22 protein-coding genes are annotated in these 25,503 nt (G+C 63.9%); 12 read left to right on the top strand and 10 right to left on the bottom strand.

From position 1 onward, the window contains the following. The first annotated feature begins 385 nt into the window (after positions 1 to 385). Positions 386 to 3,880: a DNA polymerase III subunit alpha gene (gene dnaE, locus MF134_RS20485; protein ID WP_255341270.1), complete on the top strand. Its 3,495-nt coding sequence runs from the start codon at positions 386 to 388 to the stop codon at positions 3,878 to 3,880. 110 nt (positions 3,881 to 3,990) lie between these two features. On the opposite strand, the gene MF134_RS20480 is transcribed toward dnaE, so the two are convergent. The 3 genes from MF134_RS20480 to MF134_RS20470 all read right to left on the bottom strand — a co-directional run bounded on the left by MF134_RS20480 (position 3,991) and on the right by MF134_RS20470 (position 6,419). Continuing rightward, complete coding sequence (locus MF134_RS20480) at positions 3,991 to 5,331, bottom strand: DNA polymerase IV (protein WP_255341269.1); 1,341 nt, start codon at positions 5,329 to 5,331, stop codon at positions 3,991 to 3,993. Between the two features lie 87 nt (positions 5,332 to 5,418). Further along, positions 5,419 to 6,087, bottom strand: coding sequence for a hypothetical protein (locus MF134_RS20475; protein WP_255341268.1), 669 nt, complete (start codon positions 6,085 to 6,087; stop codon positions 5,419 to 5,421). Further along, positions 6,084 to 6,419: a DUF3572 domain-containing protein gene (locus tag MF134_RS20470; RefSeq protein ID WP_304363836.1), complete on the bottom strand. Its 336-nt coding sequence runs from the start codon at positions 6,417 to 6,419 to the stop codon at positions 6,084 to 6,086. Before MF134_RS20470 ends, MF134_RS20475 begins: the two co-directional genes overlap by 4 nt. Positions 6,420 to 6,509: 90 nt before the next feature. Here MF134_RS20470 and MF134_RS20465 point away from each other — a divergent pair, with 90 nt between their 5' ends. From MF134_RS20465 to MF134_RS20455, 3 genes are all read left to right on the top strand, one after another. Next, on the top strand, positions 6,510 to 6,881 hold the full coding sequence (locus tag MF134_RS20465; protein WP_255341267.1) for a response regulator: 372 nt from the start codon (positions 6,510 to 6,512) through the stop codon (positions 6,879 to 6,881). Between the two features lie 8 nt (positions 6,882 to 6,889). Beyond that, positions 6,890 to 8,275, top strand: a complete 1,386-nt coding sequence (locus MF134_RS20460; RefSeq protein ID WP_255341266.1) for a PleD family two-component system response regulator — start codon at positions 6,890 to 6,892, stop codon at positions 8,273 to 8,275. A 464-nt stretch (positions 8,276 to 8,739) separates the two neighbouring features. Further along, positions 8,740 to 9,468 (top strand): SDR family NAD(P)-dependent oxidoreductase, encoded by a 729-nt coding sequence (locus MF134_RS20455; protein ID WP_255341265.1) that lies wholly within the window; start codon positions 8,740 to 8,742, stop codon positions 9,466 to 9,468. Between the two features lie 48 nt (positions 9,469 to 9,516). Here MF134_RS20455 and MF134_RS20450 read toward each other — a convergent pair whose 3' ends face one another. Further along, the gene (locus tag MF134_RS20450; RefSeq protein ID WP_255341264.1) at positions 9,517 to 10,278 is read right to left on the bottom strand and encodes a L,D-transpeptidase; all 762 of its coding nucleotides are present in this window, start codon (positions 10,276 to 10,278) and stop codon (positions 9,517 to 9,519) included. 102 nt (positions 10,279 to 10,380) lie between these two features. Between MF134_RS20450 and MF134_RS20445 the strand changes: the two genes are divergently transcribed. From MF134_RS20445 to MF134_RS20435, 3 genes are all read left to right on the top strand, one after another. After that, positions 10,381 to 11,289, top strand: a complete 909-nt coding sequence (locus MF134_RS20445; RefSeq protein ID WP_255341263.1) for a LysR family transcriptional regulator — start codon at positions 10,381 to 10,383, stop codon at positions 11,287 to 11,289. A gap of 209 nt (positions 11,290 to 11,498) precedes the next feature. Further along, positions 11,499 to 13,034, top strand: a complete 1,536-nt coding sequence (locus MF134_RS20440) for a cryptochrome/photolyase family protein (RefSeq protein WP_255341262.1) — start codon at positions 11,499 to 11,501, stop codon at positions 13,032 to 13,034. Between the two features lie 211 nt (positions 13,035 to 13,245). Then, a complete protein-coding gene (locus MF134_RS20435; protein ID WP_255341261.1) occupies positions 13,246 to 13,527 on the top strand; it encodes an usg protein in 282 nt (93 codons plus the stop codon). Positions 13,528 to 13,533: 6 nt separating this feature from the next. On the opposite strand, the gene radC is transcribed toward MF134_RS20435, so the two are convergent. The 6 genes from radC to phaC form a co-directional block, all read right to left on the bottom strand. Next, complete coding sequence (radC, locus tag MF134_RS20430) at positions 13,534 to 14,325, bottom strand: RadC family protein (RefSeq protein WP_255341260.1); 792 nt, start codon at positions 14,323 to 14,325, stop codon at positions 13,534 to 13,536. 50 nt (positions 14,326 to 14,375) lie between these two features. After that, entirely contained in the window at positions 14,376 to 15,227 is an 852-nt protein-coding gene (gene map, locus MF134_RS20425) for a type I methionyl aminopeptidase (protein WP_255341259.1), read from the bottom strand. Continuing rightward, positions 15,224 to 15,943 carry a DNA/RNA nuclease SfsA gene (gene sfsA, locus MF134_RS20420; RefSeq protein ID WP_255341258.1) on the bottom strand — a complete coding sequence of 240 codons (720 nt, stop codon included), beginning with the start codon at positions 15,941 to 15,943 and terminating at the stop codon, positions 15,224 to 15,226. Before sfsA ends, map begins: the two co-directional genes overlap by 4 nt. A 57-nt stretch (positions 15,944 to 16,000) precedes the next feature. Continuing rightward, on the bottom strand, positions 16,001 to 16,447 hold the full coding sequence (locus MF134_RS20415) for a glyoxalase superfamily protein (protein WP_255341257.1): 447 nt from the start codon (positions 16,445 to 16,447) through the stop codon (positions 16,001 to 16,003). Positions 16,448 to 16,675: 228 nt separating this feature from the next. Continuing rightward, positions 16,676 to 17,122, bottom strand: a complete 447-nt coding sequence (locus tag MF134_RS20410; RefSeq protein WP_255341256.1) for a hypothetical protein — start codon at positions 17,120 to 17,122, stop codon at positions 16,676 to 16,678. Then, on the bottom strand, positions 17,119 to 18,954 hold the full coding sequence (phaC, locus tag MF134_RS20405) for a class I poly(R)-hydroxyalkanoic acid synthase (protein ID WP_255341255.1): 1,836 nt from the start codon (positions 18,952 to 18,954) through the stop codon (positions 17,119 to 17,121). Before phaC ends, MF134_RS20410 begins: the two co-directional genes overlap by 4 nt. A 331-nt stretch (positions 18,955 to 19,285) precedes the next feature. Between phaC and MF134_RS20400 the strand changes: the two genes are divergently transcribed. The 5 genes from MF134_RS20400 to recJ all read left to right on the top strand — a co-directional run bounded on the left by MF134_RS20400 (position 19,286) and on the right by recJ (position 25,478). Beyond that, positions 19,286 to 19,744, top strand: coding sequence for a hypothetical protein (locus tag MF134_RS20400; protein ID WP_255341254.1), 459 nt, complete (start codon positions 19,286 to 19,288; stop codon positions 19,742 to 19,744). An 85-nt stretch (positions 19,745 to 19,829) separates the two neighbouring features. Then, complete coding sequence (locus MF134_RS20395) at positions 19,830 to 21,047, top strand: LL-diaminopimelate aminotransferase (protein ID WP_255341253.1); 1,218 nt, start codon at positions 19,830 to 19,832, stop codon at positions 21,045 to 21,047. A gap of 33 nt (positions 21,048 to 21,080) precedes the next feature. Continuing rightward, the gene (locus MF134_RS20390) at positions 21,081 to 22,385 is read left to right on the top strand and encodes a homoserine dehydrogenase (protein ID WP_255341252.1); all 1,305 of its coding nucleotides are present in this window, start codon (positions 21,081 to 21,083) and stop codon (positions 22,383 to 22,385) included. 264 nt (positions 22,386 to 22,649) lie between these two features. Continuing rightward, on the top strand, positions 22,650 to 23,636 hold the full coding sequence (gene glpX, locus MF134_RS20385; protein ID WP_255341251.1) for a class II fructose-bisphosphatase: 987 nt from the start codon (positions 22,650 to 22,652) through the stop codon (positions 23,634 to 23,636). A 39-nt stretch (positions 23,637 to 23,675) separates the two neighbouring features. Continuing rightward, on the top strand, positions 23,676 to 25,478 hold the full coding sequence (gene recJ / locus MF134_RS20380; protein WP_457590040.1) for a single-stranded-DNA-specific exonuclease RecJ: 1,803 nt from the start codon (positions 23,676 to 23,678) through the stop codon (positions 25,476 to 25,478). Positions 25,479 to 25,503: the final 25 nt, after the last annotated feature.

Genomic DNA, 25,503 nt, shown 5'->3' with positions numbered 1-25,503 from the left:
TCAACCATCCCGACAACGCTGGCAAATTGAGCACCGATCGCGGCCCTTGGATCGCTTGACAATTAGAACAAAATAAGAACAAATGCCGATCATAACGGGATATCGAAGGTGTGCTGTCATGATCGTCATCGTCAAAGATGTTCTTTCGCTCGTCGCAATTTCGAGCTTCGTGTTCGCTGTTAGCTTGGTCATCCACGCGATCTGACGAGCCTCGGCGGCGCTGCATCCCGATGTATCTGCCGGACGCGGATGGCATCGTCGGTGGACGACCGGACTTTTCTGGGGACGGGCGCGGTCGGGCGCCTTTCGCGCCATGTATGCGGGTCATAATGCTCCGGACACATTCCGACGGGATGTCTGACGAATTGCTGCGGGGGACGGGTCGATGACGAGTGAGACCGCTGGAGTGTTGCAGTTGGCGGGAACCGAAGCGCTGCCCTTCGTACATCTTCGCGTGCACAGTTCCTTTTCGCTTCTCGAAGGCGCGCTGCGGCTCGACCAGATCATCAAGTTTGCGCAAGGCGATGCGGCGCCGGCGATTGGCATTGCCGATACCAACAATCTCTTCGGCGCTCTCGAATTCTCAGAGAAAGCCGCCAAGGCCGGCATCCAGCCGATCGTCGGTTGCCAGCTGGACGTGGATTTCGCCGATTGCGAGGTCGATACGCGCCCCGGCCGTGGCGAACGCGGCTTGTCGCCGGTGGCGCCGCTGGCGCTGATCGCCGCTACCGAGGAGGGCTACGCCAATCTCGTCGAGATCGTCTCGCTGGCCTATCTCGGCGACCCTGACAATCAGCGGCCGCTCACGCGTCTCGACTGGATCGCAGAGCGGACGACGGGCGTCATTGCGCTTTCCGGCGGTCCGCTGGGGCCGATCGGTCTGGCGATCGCAGGCGAGCGGCCGGCGATTGCTCGCCAGCGGATGGAACGCCTGGCCGAACTTTTCGGCGACCGGCTCTATGTGGAACTGCAGCGTCAGCAGGGCTACAGCCAGCGTGTCGAGGCGGAGACGGTGGCGCTCGCCTATGAGCTGGAACTGCCGCTCGTGGCGACAAACGAGCCCTATTTCTTCTGTGCCGAGGATTTCGAGGCCCATGACGCGCTTCTGGCCGTGGCGGGAAACCGGCTGGTCAGCCACGAGGATCGGCGCCGGCTGTCGAAGGATCATTGCCTGAAGTCGAAGGAGGAGATGGCGGCGCTGTTCTCCGACCTTCCGGAGGCGCTGGAGAACACCGTCGAAATTGCACGGCGCTGCTCCCACCGGCCGCGCACCCGGGCTCCCATCCTGCCGCGATTCGCGGGCGCCGATGCCGACCCGGTGGAGGCGGAAGCCGCCGAGGTGGCGGAATTGCGGCGTCAGGCCTTCGAGGGTCTCGAACAGCGCATCGCCAAGCTCGGGTTGGCGCCCGGCGTGAGCGAGGAGGCCTATCGCGAGCGGCTTGAATTCGAGCTGTCGATCATCGAGCGGATGAAGTTTCCCGGCTACTTCCTGATCGTCTCCGACTTCATCAAATGGGCGAAGGCGCAGGGGATTCCGGTGGGGCCAGGCCGTGGTTCGGGTGCCGGCTCCCTGGTCGCCTATTCGCTGACCATCACCGATCTCGATCCGCTGCGCTTCTCGCTCCTGTTCGAGCGCTTCCTCAATCCCGAGCGCGTTTCGATGCCGGATTTCGACATCGACTTCTGCCAGGACCGCCGCGAAGAGGTGATCCGCTACGTCCAGGAGAAGTACGGCCGCGAGCAGGTCGGCCAGATCATCACCTTCGGAACGCTGCAGGCGCGCGCCGTGCTGCGCGATGTCGGCCGTGTGCTCGAGATGTCTTATGGCCATGTGGACAAGCTGTGCAAACTCGTGCCGCAAAACCCGGCCAATCCGGTGACGCTCGCCAAGGCGCTGGAGGAGGAGCCCCGGCTCCAGGAGGCTCGCGAAAAGGAGGAGATCGTCGATCGGCTGATCTCGATCGCCTTGAAACTCGAGGGGCTTTACCGACACGCCTCGACCCATGCTGCCGGCATCGTGATCGGCGACCGGCCCTTGTCGAAGCTCGTCCCGATGTACCGCGATCCGCGCTCGGACATGCCGGTCACCCAGTTCAACATGAAATGGGTCGAGCCGGCGGGCCTGGTGAAGTTCGACTTCCTTGGCCTCAAGACGCTGACCGTGTTGCAGACGGCGGTCGAACTGATCGCCCGAAGGGGCGTCGACATCGATCTATCGGCCCTGCCGCTCGACGACGGCAAGACCTACGAGATGCTGACACGCGGCGAGACGGTCGGCGTGTTCCAGGTGGAATCGGTCGGCATGCGCAAGGCGCTGATCGGCATGCGGCCCGACTGTCTGGAGGACATCATCGCCCTCGTCGCGCTCTATCGGCCGGGACCGATGGAGAACATTCCGACCTACAATGCGCGAAAGCATGGGGAGGAAGAACTCGACATCATCCATCCGAAGATCGAGTCGATCCTGAAGGAGACTCAGGGCGTCATCATCTACCAGGAACAGGTGATGCAGATCGCCCAGGTCCTGGCCGGCTACTCGCTGGGTGAAGCCGACCTCCTGCGCCGCGCCATGGGCAAGAAGATCCGCGCCGAGATGGACAAGCAGCGCGTCCGCTTCGTCGATGGCTGCCTGGAAAACGGCATCGACAAGGCTCAGGCGAACACGATCTTCGACCTTCTGGCCAAGTTCGCCGACTACGGCTTCAACAAGTCCCACGCCGCCTGCTACGCGCTCGTCGCCTACCAGACGGCCTATCTCAAGGCGAATTATCCGGTCGAGTTCCTGGCCGCGTCGATGACGCTCGATTCCGGCAATACCGACAAGCTCAACGACTTCCGCATGGATGCCGAGCGGCTAGGGATCAGGATCGTCCCGCCGTCGGTGCAGACCTCCTACAAGGCCTTCGAGGTCGGCGAGAAAAAGATCTTCTACGCGCTCGCGGCGATCAAGGGCGTCGGCGAGCATGCCGTCGAGCACATCGTGGCACGCCGGGGCGAGGCGCCGTTTGCGTCGCTCGAAGATTTTTGCGCGCGGATCGATCCGAAGATCGTCAACAAGCGCACGCTGGAATTCCTGATCGCGGCCGGCGCGCTCGACTGTTTCGGCCATGACCGTTCGTTGCTCACGGCCAATATCGAGCGGCTGGCGGGCTACGCGCTGATGGTGCACGAGAGCCGGCTATCGGGCCAGAACGAACTGTTTGGCGGGGCGGGCTCGGCGCCCGAGCCGCTGAAGCTCAATCCGGCTCCGCTCTGGACGGCGTCGGAAAAGCTTCTGCGGGAGTTTCAGGCGGTGGGCTTCTATCTGTCGGCCCATCCACTCGACGAATATCGCGAGACGCTGAAGCGTCTGCGTGTTCAGTCCCACGCCGAGGTGGTGGCGAGCGTCAAGCGCGGCGCCACCGCCGGTCGGCTCGCCGGCACCGTCACGTCGAGGCAGGAACGCAAGACCCGCACCGGCGGCAAGATCGGCATTGTCCAGCTTTCCGATCCGAGCGGCCAGTACGAGGTGGTGCTGTTTTCCGAGGCGCTGGTCGCATTCCGCGATGTTCTGGAGCCCGGCGCTTCGGTGATCGTGACGGTCTCGGCGGAAGAGCGGCCTGAAGGCATCTCGTTTCGCGTCCAGGGCGTTCAGTCGCTGGAGGACGAAGCCGTGCGCATGCAGAAGGCGCTGCGGATCTTCATGCGCGATGCGAAGCCGCTTCAGGTCTTCCGCGGGCAGCTCTCCGGCGATGGCGACAGCGAAGTCTCGCTGGTGCTGGTCCGCGACGACGGCGAACGCGAGGTGGAGATCACCCTTCCGGGCCGCTACCGCGTCTCGCCCCAGATGGCGAGCGCCGTGAAGGCCGCACCCGGTGTTCTTGACGTCGAGCTATTGTAGGGCGGATTTTAGTCTTTCTAAATCAACGGATTAATGAAAAAATTTTATCGATAGCTTGAGGCGGGTGCGTTCGGCCGCCATACCGTCGCTAAAGGCTCATTTCGCCGGGACTATTCTGCCGAGACGTCGGGCGCCGTTGCGGACGGATCGGGCGGCTGGGTCTCGCGATGGCGGCGTTCCAGCCGACCGAAGGTGAGGCCGGTCTCGATCGCCGTCTTGCCGAACTTCGATCGCAGATCATCGAGTGCGGCTTCGGCCTTGGCGCGCTTCTCTGCGCCCCGGTCGACGAGATCGACCGGGTCGGCCCGCGTCGCGGGAGAGAAATCGACGCAGCCGATACCGATCAGGCGAAAGCGCGTGCCGTCGAGTTCGCGCTCCAACAGGGCGCGTCCGGTCGCGAAGATCCGGTCTGCGAGACGTGTCGGATCGGCCAGCCGGCGGTTTCGTGTGCGCAGCTTAAAGTCCGCGGTCTTGAGTTTGAGGACGATTCCCGAAGCCGCCAGATCGGTGGCCTTGAGCCGCGCCGCCACCGTTTCGGACAGGTCCCGCAGGATGGGCAGCAGCTCCTCGCGCGTCGACTTGTCGGTCGAAAACGTCGTCTCGGTGGAGATGCTCTTGGCCTCGCCGCGCGGATTGACGCTTCGCTCGTCGATACCGCGTGACAGCCGCCAGAGGCGGCGGCCGATGTCGCCATAGCGCTTCATCAGGTCGGTTTCGTCCATCGTCTGAAGCTGGCCGATGACGCGGAGACCGTCGCGCTCGAGTTTGCGATCCATCGCCTGGCCGACGCCCCAGATCAGCCCGATCGGCTTGTCGGACAAGAACCGGAGCGTCTCCTCCCGGCCGATGACGGAAAAGCCGCGGGGCTTTTCCAGGTCGCTGGCGATCTTGGCGAGGAATTTGTTGTGGGAAAGCCCGATCGAGACGGTGATGCCCAGTTCGGTCTCGATGCGTCGGGCGAGACGCGCGAGGGTGAGGGCGCTTGGCGCGCGGTGGAGCGTTTCGGTGCCGGAAAGGTCGAGAAACGCCTCGTCGATCGACAGCGGTTCCACGAGAGGCGTGATCTCGTTCATCAAGGCGCGGACGGATCGGCCGACGGTCGCATATTTCGCCATGTCGGGCCTGAGCACCGTTGCGTTCGGGCAGAGTTGCAGCGCCTTGAACATCGGCATGGCCGACCGCACGCCGCGGATTCGCGCAATGTAACAGGCAGTGGAGACGACGCCGCGCCGTCCGCCACCGATGATCAGCGGCCGATCGGCGAGCTCCGGGCGGTCACGCTTTTCGATGCTGGCGTAGAAGGCGTCGCAGTCGATATGGGCGATGGCGAGCGATCGCAGCTCCGCGTGGCGGAGGATCCGGGGGCTCCCGCAGGCGCGACAACGCCGTGCCGAACCGTGCGATTCGGTGAAACAGTCCCGACAGAAGCTGAAAGGATCCGAGGTCGCCATGGTTTTCCAATCCGGCCGCGCGCGATCATAGCTGATCCCGGGAAAAAGCGCGATCGAACAGTGGCCCGGTTCAACCGTCGGCGGCCCTCAGGACGAAGCGTCGATTCGCAGCCAGTCGAGAACGATGTTTTGACCTTCGTGCCAGTTCGCGGCGCTGACGGCGCCGGAGGGGAGCGGCGGCAGATGGTCGCGGAACACTTCGTTGGCCATCAGATGCATCAGACGCACGCGATCGACCCGCTGCCGCACGGCGGCGAGATTCGGCGGCAGATCATCGACGAAGACGATCGGGCCAAGCCAGCGCTCGGCGAGCTGCGCGACCACGGCGCCCTTGGAACGCTCCGTTGCGATCATCGGATGGTCGAGGCCGTGGCCATCGAGCAAGGCACGACGCTTGCCGTAATAGGCCGGCGTCATCGCCGTCAGGAACAGGATGTCCGCCACCTCGCCGAGCCGCGAGAGCGCCTCTGCCACGCCGGACACGAGCGGCTGACGATGCTCCTGCTCCTGATAGAGTTGTTCGGTGATGCGGTCGAGTTCCGAGCCGGAGAGGGCGGTTCCGGTCGAAATCGAACGGACGTTGCCCGTCAGCCGGAAACTCTCAGGGTGGAGCTTGGCGCCATACTCGCCAAGGAGCCGCGAGAACGGCTCGATGAATTCGAGAATCACCTCGTCCACGTCAAGAACGAGCAGGGCATCCCGTCGCTTCGGGATGTCCGCCACCGAAGGCCCCGCGCTGACCGGCCCGCGTTTCACCAGGTTTCGACCTCGCTCGGGCCGCCGAGCGCGCGTCGCGCCGCCGGAACGCTGGACGGGGGGATTTGCGTTGCATCACAGAAGGCTGCGAGTGTTGGCTCATGGCCGAGGATGAAATCGAGCACCCCGGGGAGAAAGCCCGGCTCACTAGCGGCCCGGCGCATCTCCTGTGGGTCGAGGCCGGTGAGGGCAAGGAATCGCTTAAGTAGTATCTCGTCACCGGCTATAAAGGCCAATGCCTTGACGGCAATCGCTTCCGCTGCCGGGGCGTCGATTTCCGGTTTCTGCGTTCCCGAGCGTGGTCGCGGCTCGACATCCTTAAAGAAGGTCAACGACCTGATTCCCGATTCTTAAACAAATTCGATTAGATGTGCTCTGGGTAACGCAATTCGGCGGGCCGGTCGAGGCAAGGAGTATCGACGATGGCGAAGACCGTGATGATCGTCGAGGACAATGAGCTCAACATGAAGCTGTTCCGGGATCTCCTGGTGGCGCATGGCTATGAGACCGTCCAGACGCGTAGCGGCTTGTCTGCCGTCGAACTCGCGCGTCAAAATCGGCCCGATCTCATCCTGATGGACATCCAGCTTCCGGAGATCTCCGGGCTCGACGTGACCAAGCAGCTCAAGGCCGATCCCGAACTCCACCAGATTCCGGTCGTGGCGGTAACGGCCTTTGCGATGAAGGGCGACGAGGAACGCATCCGCCAGGGGGGATGCGAGGCTTACATCTCCAAGCCGATCTCGGTGACTCGATTCATGGAAGTCGTCCGCTCCTTTCTCGATGATGCGTGAGCGGCGCCATGACCGCACGGATCCTTGTCGTCGATGATGTCGAAATCAATCTCCGGGTCCTGTCGGCGCGTTTGACGGCGGAGTATTTCGACGTCGTTGCCGTCGACAATGGCGCCGAAGCGCTGGCGATCTGTCGCCGTGAGGCGATCGACATCGTCCTGCTCGACGTCATGATGCCCGATCTCGATGGGTTCGAGGTCTGTCGCCGGATCAAGGCCGATCCCGAGCTCATGCATATTCCCGTTGTGCTGATCACGGCGCTCGACCAGCCCGAGGATCGGGTGGCGGGGCTTGAGGCCGGCGCCGACGATTTCCTGACGAAGCCGGTGCGCGACCTGCCACTGTTTGCCCGGGTGCGCAGCCTGGTTCGCTTGAAGCGCGCCACCGACGAATGGCGCGCTCGCGCCCGCACGGCGCTGCAGGTCACGGGCAACGCCGATGAGCAGGCGCGCATCGATCTCGACGACTCGGCCCGTGTCGTCGCCTATGTGGAGGAAGCCGGCGAGGGGCGCCGGCTGGTGCGCTATCTCGGCAGCCCTGCCGCTGTATCGATTGCGGACAAGGCCTCCACCTTCTTCGCTGCGGTTCGCGAAACCAACGCCGAGGTCGTCGTGATCGACCTGTCGGCCCGGCACTGCGATCCGCTGCGTCTGGTCTCGCAATTGCGATCCAGCGACGCCACGCGTTCGATCCCGATCCTCGCCCTGGCGGCCGCCGACGGAGAGGAGACGGCTGCGCGCGCGCTCGAACTCGGCGCCAACGACTACGTCTCGCGTCCGGTCGATCGCAACGAACTGGCAGCCCGGATGAAGACGCAGATCCGGCGCAAGCGCTATGACGACCAGCTGCGGCGTTCAGTGGACGAGACGATCGAACTGGCGGTGCTCGATCCGTTGACGAAGCTTCACAACCGCCGCTTCTTCGACATGCATCTGCAGCGCGCCGTCGAGCGGGCGAACGGCCAACGCGAAAGCTTTGCGCTGATCATCGCGGACATCGATCATTTCAAGCGCATCAATGACGGCTTCGGCCACGACGCCGGCGACGCCGTCTTGCGGGAGTTTGCCCGTCGGCTCGAAGCTTCGATTCGCTCGACCGATCTCGCCTGCCGCTATGGGGGCGAGGAATTCGCGGTGCTCATGCCGGCGGCCGATGCCGAAACCGCGGTGGCCGTCGCAAAGCGGATCGGCGCGGAGATCCGGGATACGCCCTTCGACATCGTGGGCGAGAGGCTCCATGTCACGGTGAGCGAGGGCCTCGCCTTCTCGTCGAGGGAGCAGAATCAGCCGGCGGCGATCCTGAAGCGCGCCGACGCTGCGCTTTACGCCGCCAAGCGGGCCGGACGCGACCGGCTGGAGACAGCCGAGGACGATCGCGGCAAAGCGTGTGGATAATGCACCAGGACGCCGGATAGCAGAGTTGTCAGCGTCTTAACCCTCTTGATAAAAGTTTGGCTTTCGGCGCTGCGGCGAAGTTGCATTTGAGTCTTTTCTGGGCAAGTGTTCAGCCAAGGAATTCCAGGGAATAAGCCAGCGATCTGGCACCCTGCGAGTTACCCCATGGAATGCTCAGGTCCGCCGCATCTCCTGGGTCCCGTGGGGGGTCGGCTGGCACCGTGCAATGACGGTTTCCTCGTACCGCCGCATGGCTGCCAGCCGACCATTGTTTTCTTCACTGCCTCCAATCTGCGCAGATTCGCGTCAATTCGGGAAGAAGGGCGCTCTCTTCATGCCCCGGCATTTCGACGCACCTGGCCGATTCTCAGAAACCCTTTCTTCCGACCCCGTGTTCTCGACCCATTGATTTGGGGCGGGAGCGCACCGCTTTCGCCAAGAGAATGACGAGCAAAGGGGCCGAAATGGGACGTTATCTGATCTATGGCGGAAATGGCGGTATCGGGTCGGCGATCGCGCGCCGCCTGAACGGGGCCGGGCATGAGATCGTCGTCGCCGGACGTAACGGCGACGAACTCGGCCGGATCGCAGAGGAGTTCTCTGCGCAGAGCATCGTCTGCGACGTCATGGAGGACGAGGCAATCGAGCGAACCGCTGCCGAGATCGAAGGGCCGCTGGATGGCCTGGTCTACGCGGTCGGGTCGATCAATCTCAAGCCGTTCGCGCGTGCAAAACCGGAAGATTTCGTCGGTGATTTTCGGTTGAATGCCGTCGGCGCGGCGCGGGCGTTCCAGGCTTCGAGCGATGCCTTGATGAAGGCAGAGAACGGCGCCAGCGCGCTGTTCTTTTCGACCGTTGCCGTCGATCAGGGGTTCTCCGCCCACGCCTCGATCGCCATGGCCAAGGGCGCAGTCGTCGGGCTGACCCGCACGCTCGCCACCGAATATGCGCCGCAGATCCGGGTGAACGCCATCGCGCCTTCGCTGATCGATACGCCCTTGGGACAGACGGTGGCCGGTAATCCCAAAATGGCCGATGCAGTCGCCAAGATGCACGCCATTCCGCGGCTCGGGCGGCCCGATGACGTCGCCGGCATGGCGGAGGTGCTTCTCACCGAGGCCGGCTCGTGGATCACCGGCCAGATCATCGGGGTCGATGGCGGCCGGTCCGCAATCCGCGTGATGCGAAGTTGAGGGCGAACATCGCTTTTCCCGCCCGGATCGGGCGCTGTTCTCGGATCGTCAGATCGCGACAATGCGGTCGTCCATCGCGGACTGATGGACGACGATCCGGGCGTGATAGGGAACCCGCTCGTAGAGGTCGATCACGTCCTGATTGACGAGCCGCACGCAGCCCGATGAATTCGCCCCGCCGATCGTCCACCATTCCGGCGTGCCATGGAGGCGGTAGAGCGTATCCCGGCCGTTCTTGAAGATGTAGAGGGCCCGGGCGCCCAGCGGATTGCCGATGCCCGGTTCCATGCCGCCGTTTTCGACCGAATAGATCTCGAGCGAGGGCTTGCGCGCAATCATCTCCGCCGGGACTTTCCAGCGCGGCCAATGCTGGCGCCAGTGGATCGTGCCTTCGCCGCCCCAGACGAAGCCGGCGCGCCCGATCCCGACGCCGTAGCGCATCGCCATGCCATCGGCCTCGACGAGATAGAGGAACCGATTCGGCGTATCGACAACGACCGTGCCGGCGGGTTCGCCAGTCGGGTTCGGGACGCGTTGGCGGAAATATTTCGGGTCCATTTTCCAATAAGGGATGGCCGGCAGCTCGTGGCCGTCGTCGACCAGGGCGGAATAGCGTTCATCGAGCGCATCCGTGCGCTTCGCCTGAAGCGGGTCGCTGGGTGCGCCGTATCCAGCACTCTCGAGCGGCAGGGGACGCGACGCATCCGGCCTCGTTGTCTGGCGGCCGGGCGTCGTACAACCGGCAAGGCCTGCCGCTGCTCCGCCGATGAGGAGGGATCGTCGTGAGATGCTCGTGCGCGTGATCGCCATGGAATGTATCGCCACCTGTCGAATGTGGCTTGTGAAGATCATTCGACCGCAATATGAGCAATGGCGATCGAGATATAGCATGCATAGCCGATTGGAATGGTGATGGACCTGACGGCCGCCTTGAGAGCCTTTGCGCGAACGATCGAGCGGGGCTCCATGACCGGCGCCGCCGATGATCTGGGCGTCAGCCAGCCGGCCATTTCCAAGCACCTCGCTAATCTGGAGCGGCATGTGCAAGCCCGGCTTCTGGAGCGCTCGCCCCGCCATGTGCGTGCGACGTCTGCCGGCGAAGCGCTCTACGAGGCCACCCGCTCCGGCCTCGCGGCGATCGACGCCGCGATGGAAGGGATCAGGATCGAGACGGGAGCAATCGAGGGTTCGCTTCGCATCCACGCCCAGACCTGCGTCGGCGGCAAGGTCATCCACCCGATCGTGATGGGTTTCCAGCGGGATCATCCGCAGGTCTCCGTCGATCTCGTCCTCGAAAACCGCGCCATCGATCTCGTCTACGACAATTTCGACATGGCGATCCGCTATTCGCGGCCGGAGAATCAGGACGTCGTCATCCGCAGGCTCGGGACGGTGGAGCGCCTTTTGTGCGCAAGCCCGGCATTTCTCGATCGGGTCGGCGGCATCGCACGACCCGAGCAGCTCGGCGATCTCCCGCTGATCACCACCGCGCAGGTGATCTCGCCGCGCAAGATCCTGACGCTCGTCGCGGGCAGCGAACAGCACGACATTCCGGTCCGACCCTTCATCCACACCAACGATGCGAACGTCATCCTGAACACGCTTCTCGACGGGCATGCATGCGGTCCGATCCAGACGCTTTTCGCGCGCGAGGCGCTGAAGGACGGACGGTTGGTGCGGATTCTGCCCGACTACGAGGTGAAGTCGGCCGAGATGGTTCTCGCCTATCCGTCCGTGCGCTTCATGCGCCCTGTCGTGCGCGCCTTTGCCGACAGGCTGGTGCAGGATCTGCGATCGGTGGACGGTGTCGCCTGTCATTGAACGGGGAGGCGCGATCGGTCGCACCCATGAGGGACGCTGAAGCTCTTTCGAACGTCACCGGCTGAACCAGTTTTGCCTGAGTGCAATGGACCGGGCACGGTCTCCTTGCGAGAACGCAGATGAGAGGCTCATGTGACGTTTGACCGGCAAGAGCGGCATTCGGTTGGATTTGGCGGTTGCAGAAACCCGCGCGATCCGGAGTTGACCGGATGACGGTCCTGCGTTTCGTCCTCGGCGACCAGCTCAGTCTTGATATTTCATCGCTCTCCGACATCGCGGATGGCGATGTCGTGCTGATGTGCGAAGTCGCCGACGAGACGCGATACGTCCGGCATCACAAGCGCAAGATCGCCTTCCTCTTTGCCGCCATGCGGCACTTCGCCGAGGATCTGGAAGCGCGCGGGATCAAGGTCGATTACGTGACTCTCGACGATCCGCAGAACAGCGGTTCTTTTACCGGCGAGGTCAAGCGTGCGGTGGAAAGGCATAAGCCGGACCGTCTCGTCGTGACGGAGCCCGGCGAATGGCGTGTCCGCCAGATGATGGCGGATTGGCGCGAAGAGTTCTCCATTGATGTGGAGATCCGGGCCGACGAGCGGTTCCTCTGCACGCATGAGCGCTTTGCCGACTGGGCCGAAGGGCTCAAGGAACTGCGCATGGAGTATTTCTATCGCGAGATGCGCAAGGACACCGGCTATCTGATGGAGGGCGATCACCCCGCCGAAGGCAAATGGAACTTCGACCACGACAATCGCGAGCCGCTGAAGAAGGCGGTCCGCGCGCCGGAGCGCCCCACATATTCGGTGGACGACACCACCGAAGCCGTCCTCGAACTCGTCTCAACTCGCTTCGGCAACCATTTCGGATCGCTGGAGAAATTCGACTATCCGGTTTCGCGCCGGCAAGCGCTCCATTACCTCAACTGGTTCGTCGACGAAGCCCTGCCGGATTTCGGCACCTATCAGGACGCCATGCGCCAGGGCGAGCCGCTGCTCTTCCATTCGCATCTCTCGGGCCTGATCAACTGCGGCCTGATCGATCCTCGCGAGGCCTGCGATCGGGCCGAGGAGGCGTATCGGGAGGGCAAGGCGCCAATCAATGCGGTGGAGGGGTTCATCCGCCAGATCATCGGCTGGCGCGAGTTCATCCGCGGCGTCTACTGGCTGCACATGCCGGACTACGCCGCCTCCAACAAGCTCAACGCCCAGCGCAGGCTTCCCGACTTCTTCTGGACCGGCGAGACCGAACTGAACTGCCTGCGCCAGTGCTTCGAAGAGGTCCGCGAGAGCGCCTACAACCACCATATCCAGCGGCTGATGGTGATCGGCAATTTCTGCCTTCTCTGCGGCTTCGATCCGCGCGAGGTGCAGGAATGGTATCTCGTCGTCTATCACGACGCCTATGAATGGGTGGAGATGCCCAATGTGGTCGGCATGATCCTCTACGCGGATGGCGGCCTCTTCGCCTCCAAACCCTATGCTGCGTCCGCGAACTACATCGACAAGATGTCGGACTATTGCGCTGACTGCGCCTATTCGCCGAAGACCAAGACGGGCGAGGGCGCATGCCCCTTCAATCTGCTCTACTGGGATTTCATCGCCCGGAACGAGAAGAACCTGCGCGGCAATCCCCGCATGAACCGCACCTATGCGACGCTCGACAGGATGGACGGCGAGAAGGTGAAGACGATCCGCAAGGAGGCGCAGGCCTTCCTCGAGGGACTGCCTTCCGGCGGCGACTATTGACGACATCTCGGATGTGCCCGGTCGCTGGGCAGCGGCTGCATCTGGCGCGGAATGCGGCGAAAAGCCGCTTGCGCCTTCCATTGGACTGACGGTTTAATCGCCGAACCGGAGCTTATGACAAGTCACCGGTTAAGACGTCGTTAACGAAAGCGGCGCAGCATCGAAGGGTCGGCCGATGGTCGGCCGGCGCCGCTCGATGAGGTGTGTGCCCATGACTGGAAGAACTGTCGACGCTTCGTTTCGCCGAATGCTGGAAGGCTACAGCCTGACCTCGGCGGAGGTGCTTTACCGGATGCCGGATCATCCGACATTGCTTCAGACATTCTTCTGGCAGTTCGAGGACATGGCGCCCGACTACCCGCGCCTGAAGCGTTTTCTGGACCATTGGGAGCGCGAGATCGAGGCCATGATCCAGTCCGTCCGCGTCATGCATCAGGGTCTGATCAAGCCGAAAGAGATCCAGCTCGTGAAAGATGGCGGCACGCTGCACTGATTTCGGTCAGATCAGCCTCAGCCCCTTGAGGCTGGCGTGACCGTTCTTGCCGACAATGACGTGGTCGTGGACGACGATGCCGAGCGGCTTGGCGGTCGAGATGATCGTCTTGGTCATCTCGATATCGGCGCGCGAGGGTGTCGGATCGCCGGAGGGGTGGTTATGGACGAGGATCAGGGCCGTGGCGTTCAGTTCCAGCGCGCGGCGAACGACCTCGCGGGGATAGACCGGCGTGTGGTCGACCGTGCCGGTCCCCTGCACCTCGTCGGCGATCAGGGCGTTCTTCTTGTCGAGGAACAGGATGCGGAACTGCTCGCGCGCTTCGTGGGCCATCACGGCGGTGCAATAGTCGAGGACGGCCGACCATGAGGAGAGGACTTCGCGCTGCCGCACGGCCGAGCGCATCGCCCGCTGGTTGACGGCGGCGACGATGGCAAGATCGAGCGCCACCGCATCCTTGACGCCGGGCACCTCGGTGAGCCGCCGCTGGGGCGCGTTGAGCACCTCTGCCAGCGACCCGAAGCGGGCAAGCAGCGCCTTGGCGATGGGCTTGACGTCCTTGCGCGGGATCGAGCGAAAGAGGATGAGTTCCAGAAGTTCGTAGTCAGCGAGGGCTTCGGCGCCGGCGTTGACGAAGCGCTCGCGCAGGCGGTCGCGATGGCCATCGTGATGTCTAGGCGTTGTGGGGATGTGGCCGGAACGCTTACCGGTCTTTCGCCCGGCAGATCCCTGGTCTTCGCTCAGACCGAAGAAATCGCCGTCACCAGCGGGGGCGTCAGGTTCGATATCATCGGCCATACCGGTGCGATCATCCTTCCGGTCCGACGCGTTCATCGTCGAACCGCAGGCTAGCGCGCCGCATCGAGATTGGGATCGAAGGCGATCCCCGGCGTGTCGAACCTGCCCGGGGAGAAGGTGAAGACCTCGCAGCCATCCTCGGTCACGCCGATCGTATGTTCGTACTGGGCCGACAGCGTGCGGTCGCGCGTCACGGCCGTCCAGCCGTCGGACAGGATCTTCACATGCGGACGACCGAGATTGATCATCGGCTCGATGGTGAAGATCATGCCGGGGCGCATCTCCGGTCCTTCGCCGCGGTGGCCGTAATGGAGGATGTTCGGCGCGTCGTGGAACAGCTTGCCGACGCCGTGGCCACAGAAATCGCGGACGACCGAGCAGCGCTCCGACTCCGCATAGGTCTGGATCGCCGCCCCGATGTCGCCGATATGTCCACCCGGACGCACCGCATCGATGCCGAGTAGAAGCGAACGGTAGGTGACGTCGCACAGGCGCTCGGCCGCGCGCTTGACCCGGCCGACCGGGTACATGCGCGAGGAATCGCCATGCCAGCCGTCAACGATCAACGTCACGTCGATATTGACGATGTCGCCTTCCTTGAGCGGCTTCTCATTGGGAATACCGTGGCAGACGACATGGTTGATCGAGGTGCAGACGCTCTTGGTGTAGCCACGGTAGTTCAGCGTCGCCGGCACCGCGTCGTGAGAAACCGCGAAATCATAGACGAAGTCGTCGATCGCCTGGGTCGTGACGCCCGGCTGCACGATCTCGACCAGCCCGTCGAGGCATCGCGCGGTCAGTTGGCAGGCCTTGCGCATGCCGGCAAAGGCATCGGCGTCGTAAATCCGGATGGCGCCGGTGTTGCGAAGCGGATTCGCCTCGGCCTCGAGATAGGTGGTCATGGGCGTGCGGTCTCGACGATCGGAAGAACGGTCACGGGCTTTATCGCATTCAAGCTGATGTCGCACCGAACCGCCCAGGCTTCAACCCCTCGGCGTCGAGCTTCGGCAAAACCCGCCGCATAGGCCGGATCGAGGTCGCCGGCGAAGGAGAGGCGATCGCAGTCGCCGCGCTGCACGATATAGAGCATCACCGCCCGGTGACCGGCCTCCACCTGATCGGCGAGTTCGGTCAGATGCCGCGCGCCCCGCGCCGTCACGCAATCGGGAAACTCGGCGAGCCCCGGTTCGCGCATCAGATGGACGTTCTTCACCTCCACATAGACCGGACGGCCGTCGGGTTCCTCATAGAGGAGATCGACGCGCGAGCACGTGCCATAGCGCACCTCCCGCCGCGCCTGCCCAAGCCCGGCGAGAGCCGGCACGAGACTGGCGTCGATCGCCTCTTCGGCGAGGCGGTTGGGCAGGCCCGTATTGATCCCGACCAGTGTCCCATCCGCCTCGACTATTTCCAGCGTCAGCGGCAGCTTGCGATTGCGGTTGGGCGAGCGCGACAGCCAGACCCGCGAGCCCGGCACCTTGAGGCCGAGCATCGCGCCCGGATTCGGGCAATGAACGGTGACGGGCGTGTCCTCGCCCTCCATCTCCACATCCGCCAGGAAGCGCTTGTAACGCTGGATCAGCCGGGCAGGGATGAGCGAGGAAGGAAAGGACACCATCACCGGCGGGTAGCGGAGCGCCCCCGCCGGGTCAATATTGAGACTGAACGCGTTGCGCTACCAGGCGAGTTCCACATGCGGCAGGCCGTTCGAGGTCTTTTCGCGGCTTCGACCGGTGTCGTCGACGACGCAGTTCACCCGGTGACGGAACGACGAGAAACTGTCGAATGTCACAACGTCCACCGGCTCGTCGAAGCGCAGCGTCAGCCGGATGCGGGTGGGATCGGCTTCGAACGCACTCGCCGAGATGACTTCGCCGGTGAATCTCTGGCCGAGATAGGTGCCTGTCACCTTTGCGCCGAGATTGAAGGGCGTCAGCGGTGGCCGGTTGCCGATCCGGGCGTGAAGCGTGTTCCAGTCGCGGAACCCGTATTGATGGGCCACGAGTTCGAGGGCCCGGCAATGCGAGATGGGTCGCCCCTCGGCTTCGAGCGAAGCGCGCAGGCGTCTCGCCTGATCCTTGAGAACCGGCAGCGATGCCAGGGGTGTATAGGATGATGTCATGTCGGAAGCTCTTTCCGGCATCGCATGACGGCCTGTGAGAGGTGGGAGCCCGCATTGCCACCGGCCAGCGATGCCCTGAGAAGAGCGAGGCTGTTCCAAGTCGGGCGCTTTACCACGGCTGAGAATCAGCCTGCGGGCGGCGGGTGCTCCCGGAACCTGCAAGGGTCTGTAGCCGGTTTCGGGGCCTGCGGCAATCTGGAAGCGGGCGATCGTCGGTAGGGCAAGCCTTCAGCGAGCCGCCCGAAGTTGTTCGTCCACCTCGACATCATTGCCGTCGGGATCCCAGGCGCGCGCGAAAGAGCATTCGAGGTAGTCCGCCTTTTGCGGATCGCTGCACACGGCTTTGGCGAGGGAAATCATCTCGGCGCGTGATCCCGAGCCGCAAATGTAGCGGTGGAAATGAAAGCCATCCGCCGTCTGCAGGAACAGGTCCGCCGTCCAGCCCGATGGATAGCACCAGCGCACCCGGAGGCAATCGCGCGGCTCCAGCCCGGATTCGGCGATGCATTTGTCCCGCGCGCAGGAGAAGCCGGTTTCGGGATTGCCGGCAAAGCAGACGCCGGAGCCCGCTTCCGGGGCCTCGACGATGGCAATGCCCGTGGGGCCCTGCGCGGCTGCCGGTGAGAAGACGGCGAGGCAGGCAAGCACTTTGAAGGCGACGAGGAGACGTCTCACGACTTCACCTTTACATAGCTACCCGGCGCGTCCTCGATGGGCTTTGCCTTGCGGCTGCCGGGCTTGCGCGCCTTGACCTGGTCGCCGGAGAGCGGCGTGATCCATTCGAGCCAATGGGGCCACCAGGAGCCCCGCGTCTCCTTGGCGGCGAGCAGCCAGTCCTCGAAGCTGCCGACATCCTTGGGCGCCGGGCCGGTCCAGAACTGGTACTTGTTCTTTGCTGGCGGGTTCACAACGCCGGCGATATGGCCCGAGCCGGTCAGGACGAAATTGACCTTCGAGCCGAAGGCGCCGCAGCCGAGGAACACCGAGCGGGCCGGGGCGATGTGATCGTCCTTGGTGGCGAGGTTGTAGATCGGAATCGTCACCTTTGAGAGATCGAGCTTCACCCCGCCAATCTCCATCCGCCCACGCGACAGATTGTTCTCGTGGTAGCAATTGCGCAGATAGAACAGGTGGTTCGCCTTGGGCATGCGGGTGGAATCGGCGTTCCAGTAGAGGAGGTCGAAGGGCAGGGGCTCCTTGCCCCGCAGATAGTTGTTGACGAAATAGGGCCAGATCAGATCGCCGGAGCGCAACAGGTTGAAGGCTGTCGCCATCTGCGATCCTTCGAGATAGCCTTTCGACTCCATCGCCCGTTCCAGCGCCTGGATCTGCCCCTCGTCGACGAAAACCTTGAGGTCGCCGGCATGGGTGAAATCGATCTGGGTTGTCAGAAAGGTGGTGGACTGGATGCGCTCGTCGCCTTTCGCCTTGAGATAGGCGAGCGAGGCGCCGAGAAGCGTGCCGCCGACACAATAGCCGACCGCATTGACTTCTTTTTCCCCTGTCGCAGCCTCGACCGTATCGAGCCCGAAGACGATGCCCTCCTCGATATAGGCCTGCCAGTCCTTGTCCGCGTGGCGCTCGTCCGGATTGACCCAGGAGACGACGAAGACGGTCAGGCCCTGTTCGACCAGCCATTTGATCAGCGACTTCTCGGGGTTGAGATCGAGAATGTAGAACTTGTTGATCCAGGGCGGGACGATGAGCAGCGGGCGCTTGAAGACGGTTTCCGTCTGCGGCGCATACTGGATGATCTGACAGACCTCGTTCTGCGCAACGACCTTGCCGGGGGTCACCGCCATGTCGCGGCCGACCTCGTATTTCGAATAGTCGGCCTGGCGCAGGCGCAAATTGCCGTGGCCGGCGGCCATGTCCTCGGCGAACATTTTCATGCCGCGCACGAGGTTTTCGCCGTTGGAGGCCACCGTCTCGCGGTAGAGCTCCGGATTGGTCATGATGAAGTTCGACGGCGCCAGGGCGTTCGAGATCTGGCGGACGTAGAAGGCGGCCTTGTGGCGTGTATGGGGATCCAGCCCCTCGGCTCGCTCCACCAGATCGTCGGCCCAGCGGCTCGTCAGGAGATAGGTCTGCTTGATGAAATCGAAGAACAGATGGCTGTCCCACTCGGCATCGGAAAAGCGCTTGTCCGATTTGGGCGGCTCGAAGATCGGGGTGGGCGCCTCGCCCGTCATGCGGCGGATCGAGTTGCTCCAGACCGTCAGATAGTTGGCAAACAGCTTGCTCTGCGCCTCCATGGCCCGGGCCGGGTCGGTCATCCAGTATTCCGAGACGCGCGACAGGGTCTGCACGATCTCGACCATAGGGACGGGGCCTTCGTCGATCGCGTCACCCTTTTCGCGAGGTCCCACCCAGGCGGCGGCGGCCTTGCCGATCTGCTCCAGCATGCGCGCCATGTTGCGCGCGAAGGCTTCCGGATCCTTCACCACGAAGTCTTCGGGGATCGGATTTGCTTCGGCCGGGTGCGGGTTGCTCGCTTTGCTGGCCATGCTGACTCCTCCCTATATTCCGGCAGCGGTGTCCTTTTCGGCAGGTTTTCCGTCCTGCTGCGCGGCCGCGTCCGGATCTCGGCGTCTTTTTCGTTATCCCGACAAGAAACGGACGCTCTGTCTTTTGTAAATGCCGTTTCTGTAGGATATGACACAGCCGATGGGGAATTGAAGCGTGCTCCCGTTTCGGCAAAGCCTGCGCGGGTAGGCTTCAAGGATTGGCGGCGCAGGATTTTCCGGTCATCCGATCGCTTGACTGCACATATGCGGAAAGGGATCGATCGTTGCGACGGGATGAACCGGATCCGCGTTTCGAAAAAAGGCGTCCGTGATGTTTGCAGGGTTCGTGACCCGGTGTCTGGCAGTAGCTGCGCTTGGCGTGGCGGTGGCCGGCTGTCAGTCTGCCAGCTCTGGCACGCAGGAACCGGTGCTCGCCGCTTCGGCTAGCAGTTCCGGGTTTCCCGCCTCCGGACAACGTCTGGGTCCGGACGGATATCCGCAGCTCGGCGCCTATCCCAACGCTGCGGCACCGCAGGTCGAGGACGCGGTGGTGGCTCAGCAGCAGGGCCGCATGAACGCCATTGCCAGCCGGCGCCGTGGTCGCGCCTCGTCGGCGCAATACGAGGCGGATATCGCCCGCATGACGCGCCTGCGGCAGGAGCAGGCCCGCACCGTCGATCAGGCGCTGGCAGAGCGGCCGGCCGCAGAGGGCGAAGGCTCCGCCGGTCGAACCGGGCCGAGCCGCACGCCGGAAGAGGTGCTGCGGCGAATCGAGGCCGGCGAGGAATGACGCCGAACCGGCTTGTCTTCCGACTGACAGGCCGGCAGGCTCAGCGCTAACGATTTTCCCGGCATGGGGCCGGAGGGCGAGAACGATGGAAGAATTTCACAAAGTCAGGCGGCTGCCGCCTTACGTCTTCGAAGAAGTCAATCGCCTGAAGGCGTCGGCCCGGGCCGGCGGCGCCGATATCATCGATCTCGGCATGGGCAATCCCGATCTGCCGACGCCGAAATTCATCGTCGACAAGCTGTGCGAGGTGATCCAGGATTCCCGCACCCACCGCTATTCCGCCTCGAAGGGAATCGCGGGGCTGCGTCGAGCCCAGGCCGGCTATTACAAGCGGCGCTTCGGCGTGACCCTCGACCCGGCGACGCAGGTCGTGGCGACGCTCGGCTCGAAGGAAGGCTTCGCCAACATGGCCCAGGCGATCACCGCGCCGGGCGATGTGGTGCTCTGCCCGAACCCGACCTATCCGATCCACGCCTTCGGCTTCATCATGTCGGGCGGCACGATCCGCGCGATCCCGGCCAAGCCCGATGCGGACTTCATGACCGCGATCGACCGCGCGGTCCGTCATTCGATCCCGAAGCCGATCGCAATCATCCTCAACTATCCGTCGAATCCGACGGCCTACATGGCGGATCTCGATTTTTATCGGGAGGTCGTCGCCTTCGCCAAGAAGCACGAGATCATCGTGCTGTCGGATCTCGCCTATGCCGAGATCTATTTCGACGACGTTGTGCCGCCCTCCATCCTCGAGATCGAGGGCGCAATGGACGTAGCGGTGGAGTTCACCTCCATGTCGAAGACGTTCTCCATGCCCGGCTGGCGAATGGGCTTTGCGGTCGGCAACGAGCGGCTGATCGCGGCGCTGGCCCGAGTGAAGTCCTATCTCGACTATGGCGCGTTCACGCCGATCCAGGTCGCCGCCACGGCCGCGCTCAACGGCGGAGACGAGGCGATCGAGGAAGTGCGCACCACCTATCGCCGCCGCCGTGACGTCCTGGTCGAGTCCTTCGGCCGCGCCGGATGGCAGGTGCCGCCGCCATCCTCGACCATGTTCGCCTGGGTGCCGATTCCGCCCGCCTATCGCCATCTTGGCTCGCTCGAGTTCTCCAAGCTTCTGATCGAGCAGGCGGAAGTCGCCGTCGCGCCGGGTGTCGGCTTCGGTGAACATGGCGACGATCACGTTCGGATCGCGCTCGTGGAGAACGAGCACCGCATCCGACAGGCGGCACGCAACATCCGCCGCTTCCTTGCCTCGAACGGCTCGGCGGGGGAAAACGTCGTCTCTTTGCGGGCGCACTCCTGAACGCGTCCTGATTCCGTCCAAAACGGGTTTGTCATGAAAAGCGAATTGCGGCTCGGCCTCGCCGGGCTCGGAACCGTCGGTGCCAATGTTGCGCAACTGATCGAACGAAAATCCGAACTCCTCGCCGAGCGTGTCGGGCGGCCGATCCGCGTCGCCGGCGTGTCGGCTCGCGATCGCACGAAGAATCGCGGCTTCGACGCGAGCGGCATGGCCTGGTTCGACGATCCGGTGGCACTTGCCCGTGAAGGCGAGATCGATGCCTTCGTGGAACTGATCGGCGGCTCGGACGGCATCGTGCGCGAGGCCGTGGAAGCGGCCCTCAGGCGCGGTCTTCCCGTTGTCACGGCCAACAAGGCTCTGCTTGCCCATCACGGCGTCGCGCTGGCTCGGCTCGCGGCCGAAAACGGGACAGAAATCCTGTTCGAGGCAGCGGTCGCGGGCGGTATTCCAGCCATCAAGACCATGCGCGAGGCTCTATCCGGCAACGATGTTTCGCGGGTCTATGGTATCCTGAACGGGACCTGCAATTACATACTGACGCGTATGGAAAAGGAGGGGCTCAGCTTCGACGCCTGTCTGAAGGACGCACAGGATCTCGGCTACGCCGAGGCCGATCCGACTTTTGACATCGGCGGTTATGACGCCGCTCACAAGCTGGCGATCCTGACCTCGCTCGCCTTCGGCTGCGAGATCTCGCTCGACAGCATCTTTGTCGAGGGAATCTCGAAGATCTCCATCGACGACATCAACGCCGCGAGCGAGCTCGGCTATCGCATCAAGCTCCTGGCGGTGGGCCTGAAGACCGACACGGGGATCGAGCAGCGCGTGCATCCGGCAATGATCCCAGCGCGCTCCGCCCTGGCGCAGGTCGACGGCGTGACCAACGCCGTGGCCGTCGACAGCGATCTTCTGGGCTCGATCCTGTTGGCCGGACCCGGCGCCGGTGGTCCGGCGACGGCCTCGGCTGTCCTGTCTGACATCATGGATGTCGCGGGTGGCTTTGTGCCGCCGACGCTGGGAATTCCCCCGGCACGCCTGCAGCCCTATCAGCGGGCGCGGATGCGGGCGCATGAGGGAGGCTACTATATCCGCCTCTCCGTTTATGACCGTGTCGGCGCCTTCGCTTCGATCGCCAATCGAATGGCCGAGAACGGCATCTCGCTCGAATCGATCGTCCAGCGCAAAGCCGCGGCGAAGAATGGCGAAGAGGCGGCTCCGGTCGTCATGGTCACACACGAGACCACCGAGGCGGCGATCCGCAAGGCACTCGATGCGCTGTCGACCGACGGACATCTCAAGGATGAACCGCAGATGATCCGGATCGAAGATCTGGACTGACGTTGAGAGGACCCGTGCCTGGCCGGTCGAACGGCCTGCTGGTTTCGGGCGTTATCGCAGAAGCAGCGGACGCGCGAGGGGGACAGGCCGGAGCGCCGGCCTCCCGGTGCGTTGAAGAATGTCGATGGTGAAACCGTCAACGATCGCTTAAGAGAGCGCAAAGCTGGCGTGTAAACGCGACATCGCATTGTCAGCTGTGTGGCGCATATCGGTCTCGGCAGGAAGCGCCACGAACACTGACGGGGACGGGCAAGGAAGCGGCCGATGAGCGACAAGACCCCAACGGGCGGCGAGGCTCTTCACCGCCTACTGACACTGGAACTGGCACGAGTCACGGAGCAGGCGGCGATCGCTGCCGCCCGACTGCGCGGGCGCGGCGACGAGAAGGCCGCAGACCAGGCGGCGGTCGATGCGATGCGCTCGGCCCTGAACGAGGTCGCGATCAGCGGAACCGTCGTGATCGGCGAGGGCGAGCGTGACGAGGCGCCGATGCTGTTCATCGGCGAGACCGTCGGCAAGGGCGGGCCGGAGGTCGATATCGCGCTTGACCCGCTCGAAGGGACGACGGTCTGCGCCAAGAACCTGCCGAATTCCCTGACCGTGCTTGCCGTTGCCGAGAACGGCAGCCTTCTTAATGCGCCCGACGTCTATATGGAGAAGATCGCGGTCGGTCCCGGCTTGCCGCAGGACGTGGTCAATCTCGCCAATACGCCCGAGGAAAATCTCGCCGCCCTCGCCAAGGCAAAGGGCGTTGCGGTGGCGGACCTCACCGCCTGTATTCTCGATCGGCCCCGCCATGCCCAGCTCATTGCCGCCGTGCGTGAGACAGGCGCGGCAATCCGACTGATCGGCGATGGCGACGTGGCGGGGGTGATCCACACCACCGACCCGGAAGAGACCGGCATCGACATCTATATGGGAATCGGAGGCGCGCCGGAGGGCGTCCTCGCGGCGGCGGCGCTCAGATGTACCGGCGGTCAGATGCAGGGCCGCCTGCAGCTCAACACCAACGAGAAGCGGGCGCGCGCCGAGCGCATGGGCATCGTCGATCCCTACAAGATCTACACGGTCGAAGAGATGGCGGCGGGCAACGTCATCTTTGCGGCAACCGGCGTGACCGACGGCAATCTGCTCGACGGAGTTCGCTTCTATCGCGATCGCATCACGACCCACACGCTGGTCATGCGATCTCACTCGCGCACCATCCGCGAGGTGCGCGCTCATCACTACGTCGGAAGCTCGAGCGCCTGATCGCGCCTCGCAATCCTGCCGTCCAACGCATTTGTCATGATGATTCCGCCGACCCGCAGCTTTCTCGACGTCGATCGCTCAGCTTCCGGCCGACGCTGGGTGAGCGCACTGGACACGCGCATGGAAGCGAGTGCGCTCGCCATGGCGCAGAAACTCGGCCTTCCGGACATCCTCTGTCGGGTCTTGGCGGCCCGTGGCGTTGGTGCCACCGAAGCCGCGAGGTTTCTTCAGCCGAAACTGCGCGATGAGATGCCCGATCCCTCGACCCTGACCGACATGGAGACGGCTGCAGCCCGTCTCGGCGCCGCGATCGCCCGGCGGGAGAGGGTCGCGATCTTCGGCGACTACGATGTCGACGGCGCTGCGTCGTCGGCGCTCCTGTGGCGCTATCTCAGCCATTTCGGTCTCGATCCCACGATCCGGATCCCCGACCGGATCACGGAAGGCTATGGCCCCAATCCGGGAGCCGTGCGCGAATTGGCCGAAGCCGGGGCCAGCCTCCTGGTGACCGTGGATTGCGGAACGACGAGCCTCGAAACGGCGGCGGAAGCCAGCAGGCTCGGCCTTGATCTCCTCGTCCTCGACCATCATCAGGCCAATCTCGAGCTTCCCGAAGCCGTCGCACTGGTCAATCCGAACCGGCAGGACGATCTTTCGGGGCTCGGCTACATGGCTGCGGCCGGCGTCGTCTTCATGACCCTGGTCGCGACGACGCGCCTCCTGCGCCGGGAGGGCAGCCCTGCCGGTGACCTGCCGGACCTGATGGCAATGCTCGATCTCGTGAGCCTGGCGACGGTTTGCGACGTGGTTCCCCTGAAGGGGCTGAACCGGGCTTTCGTCGTGCAGGGACTCAACGTCATGCGGCAGGGCGGCAATGCAGGGTTGGCTGCCCTCGCACGCGTGGCGCGCCTCTCCGGCCCGCCGCAATGCCATCATCTCGGTTTTCTCCTCGGTCCGCGGATCAATGCCGGTGGGCGGATCGGCGACGCGTCCCTGGGAAGTCGGCTCCTCTGCCTCGACGATGCCGCAGCGGCCGGAACGCTTGCCGAGCGCCTCGATCAGCTGAACGCTGAACGTCAGGCGATGGAACGAGAGATGCTGACCGAAGCGGAGGCCGAAGTCGCGTCGGAGATCGGAAACGGCGAGGGGCCACCCGTGCTCCTCGTTGGCTCGGAGCGATGGCACCCGGGGATCGTCGGGCTCATCGCTGCGCGGCTGAAGGAACGCTATCGCCGCCCTGCCTTTGCGGTGGCTTTCGACGAAAGCGGCAAGGGGACAGCGTCCGGGCGGTCGGTGATCGGCATTGATCTCGGTCGCCTGGTGCGGCAGGCCGTGGATGCAGGCATCATCGAGAAAGGCGGTGGCCATGCCATGGCCGCTGGCCTGACGGTCCGGCGCGACAGGCTTGGCGAATTGCGCGCCTTCCTGGAAACGGGCGCCCAAGCGGACTACGAGTCCGTTCGCGAGACCGATGCCTTGCGGATCGACGGCACGGTGAGCGCGGCCGGCTTGACGAGTTCGCTGTATACCATGCTGGAAAAGGCCGGTCCCTACGGCGCCGGACACGAGACGCCCATGCTGGCCGTGGCGCGTCATCGGGTTACGCGAGCCAATGTCGTCGGAAACGGTCATGTGGCCGCGACGCTTACGGGCGAGGACGGCCGGTCGGTGCGGACGATCGCATTCAAAGCCGCCACGAGCGACCTTGGTTCGATCCTCATGGCGGGCCCGGACAGGGCGCTTCATGTGGCCGGATACCTGTCCCTCGATCAATATCGCGGGGCCGGAGAAGTCTGCTTTCACATTCGCGACGCTGCGCATGCCGATCGGCGCAGTGCTTGATGTCGGGTCGAAAGCCTGCCTTCGG

The sequence above is a fragment of the Jiella marina genome (assembly GCF_024359545.1).
Lineage (GTDB): Bacteria > Pseudomonadota > Alphaproteobacteria > Rhizobiales > Rhizobiaceae > Jiella.
Note: the sequence above shows the minus strand (reverse complement) of the source record. Positions and strands in the feature narration are given on the sequence as shown.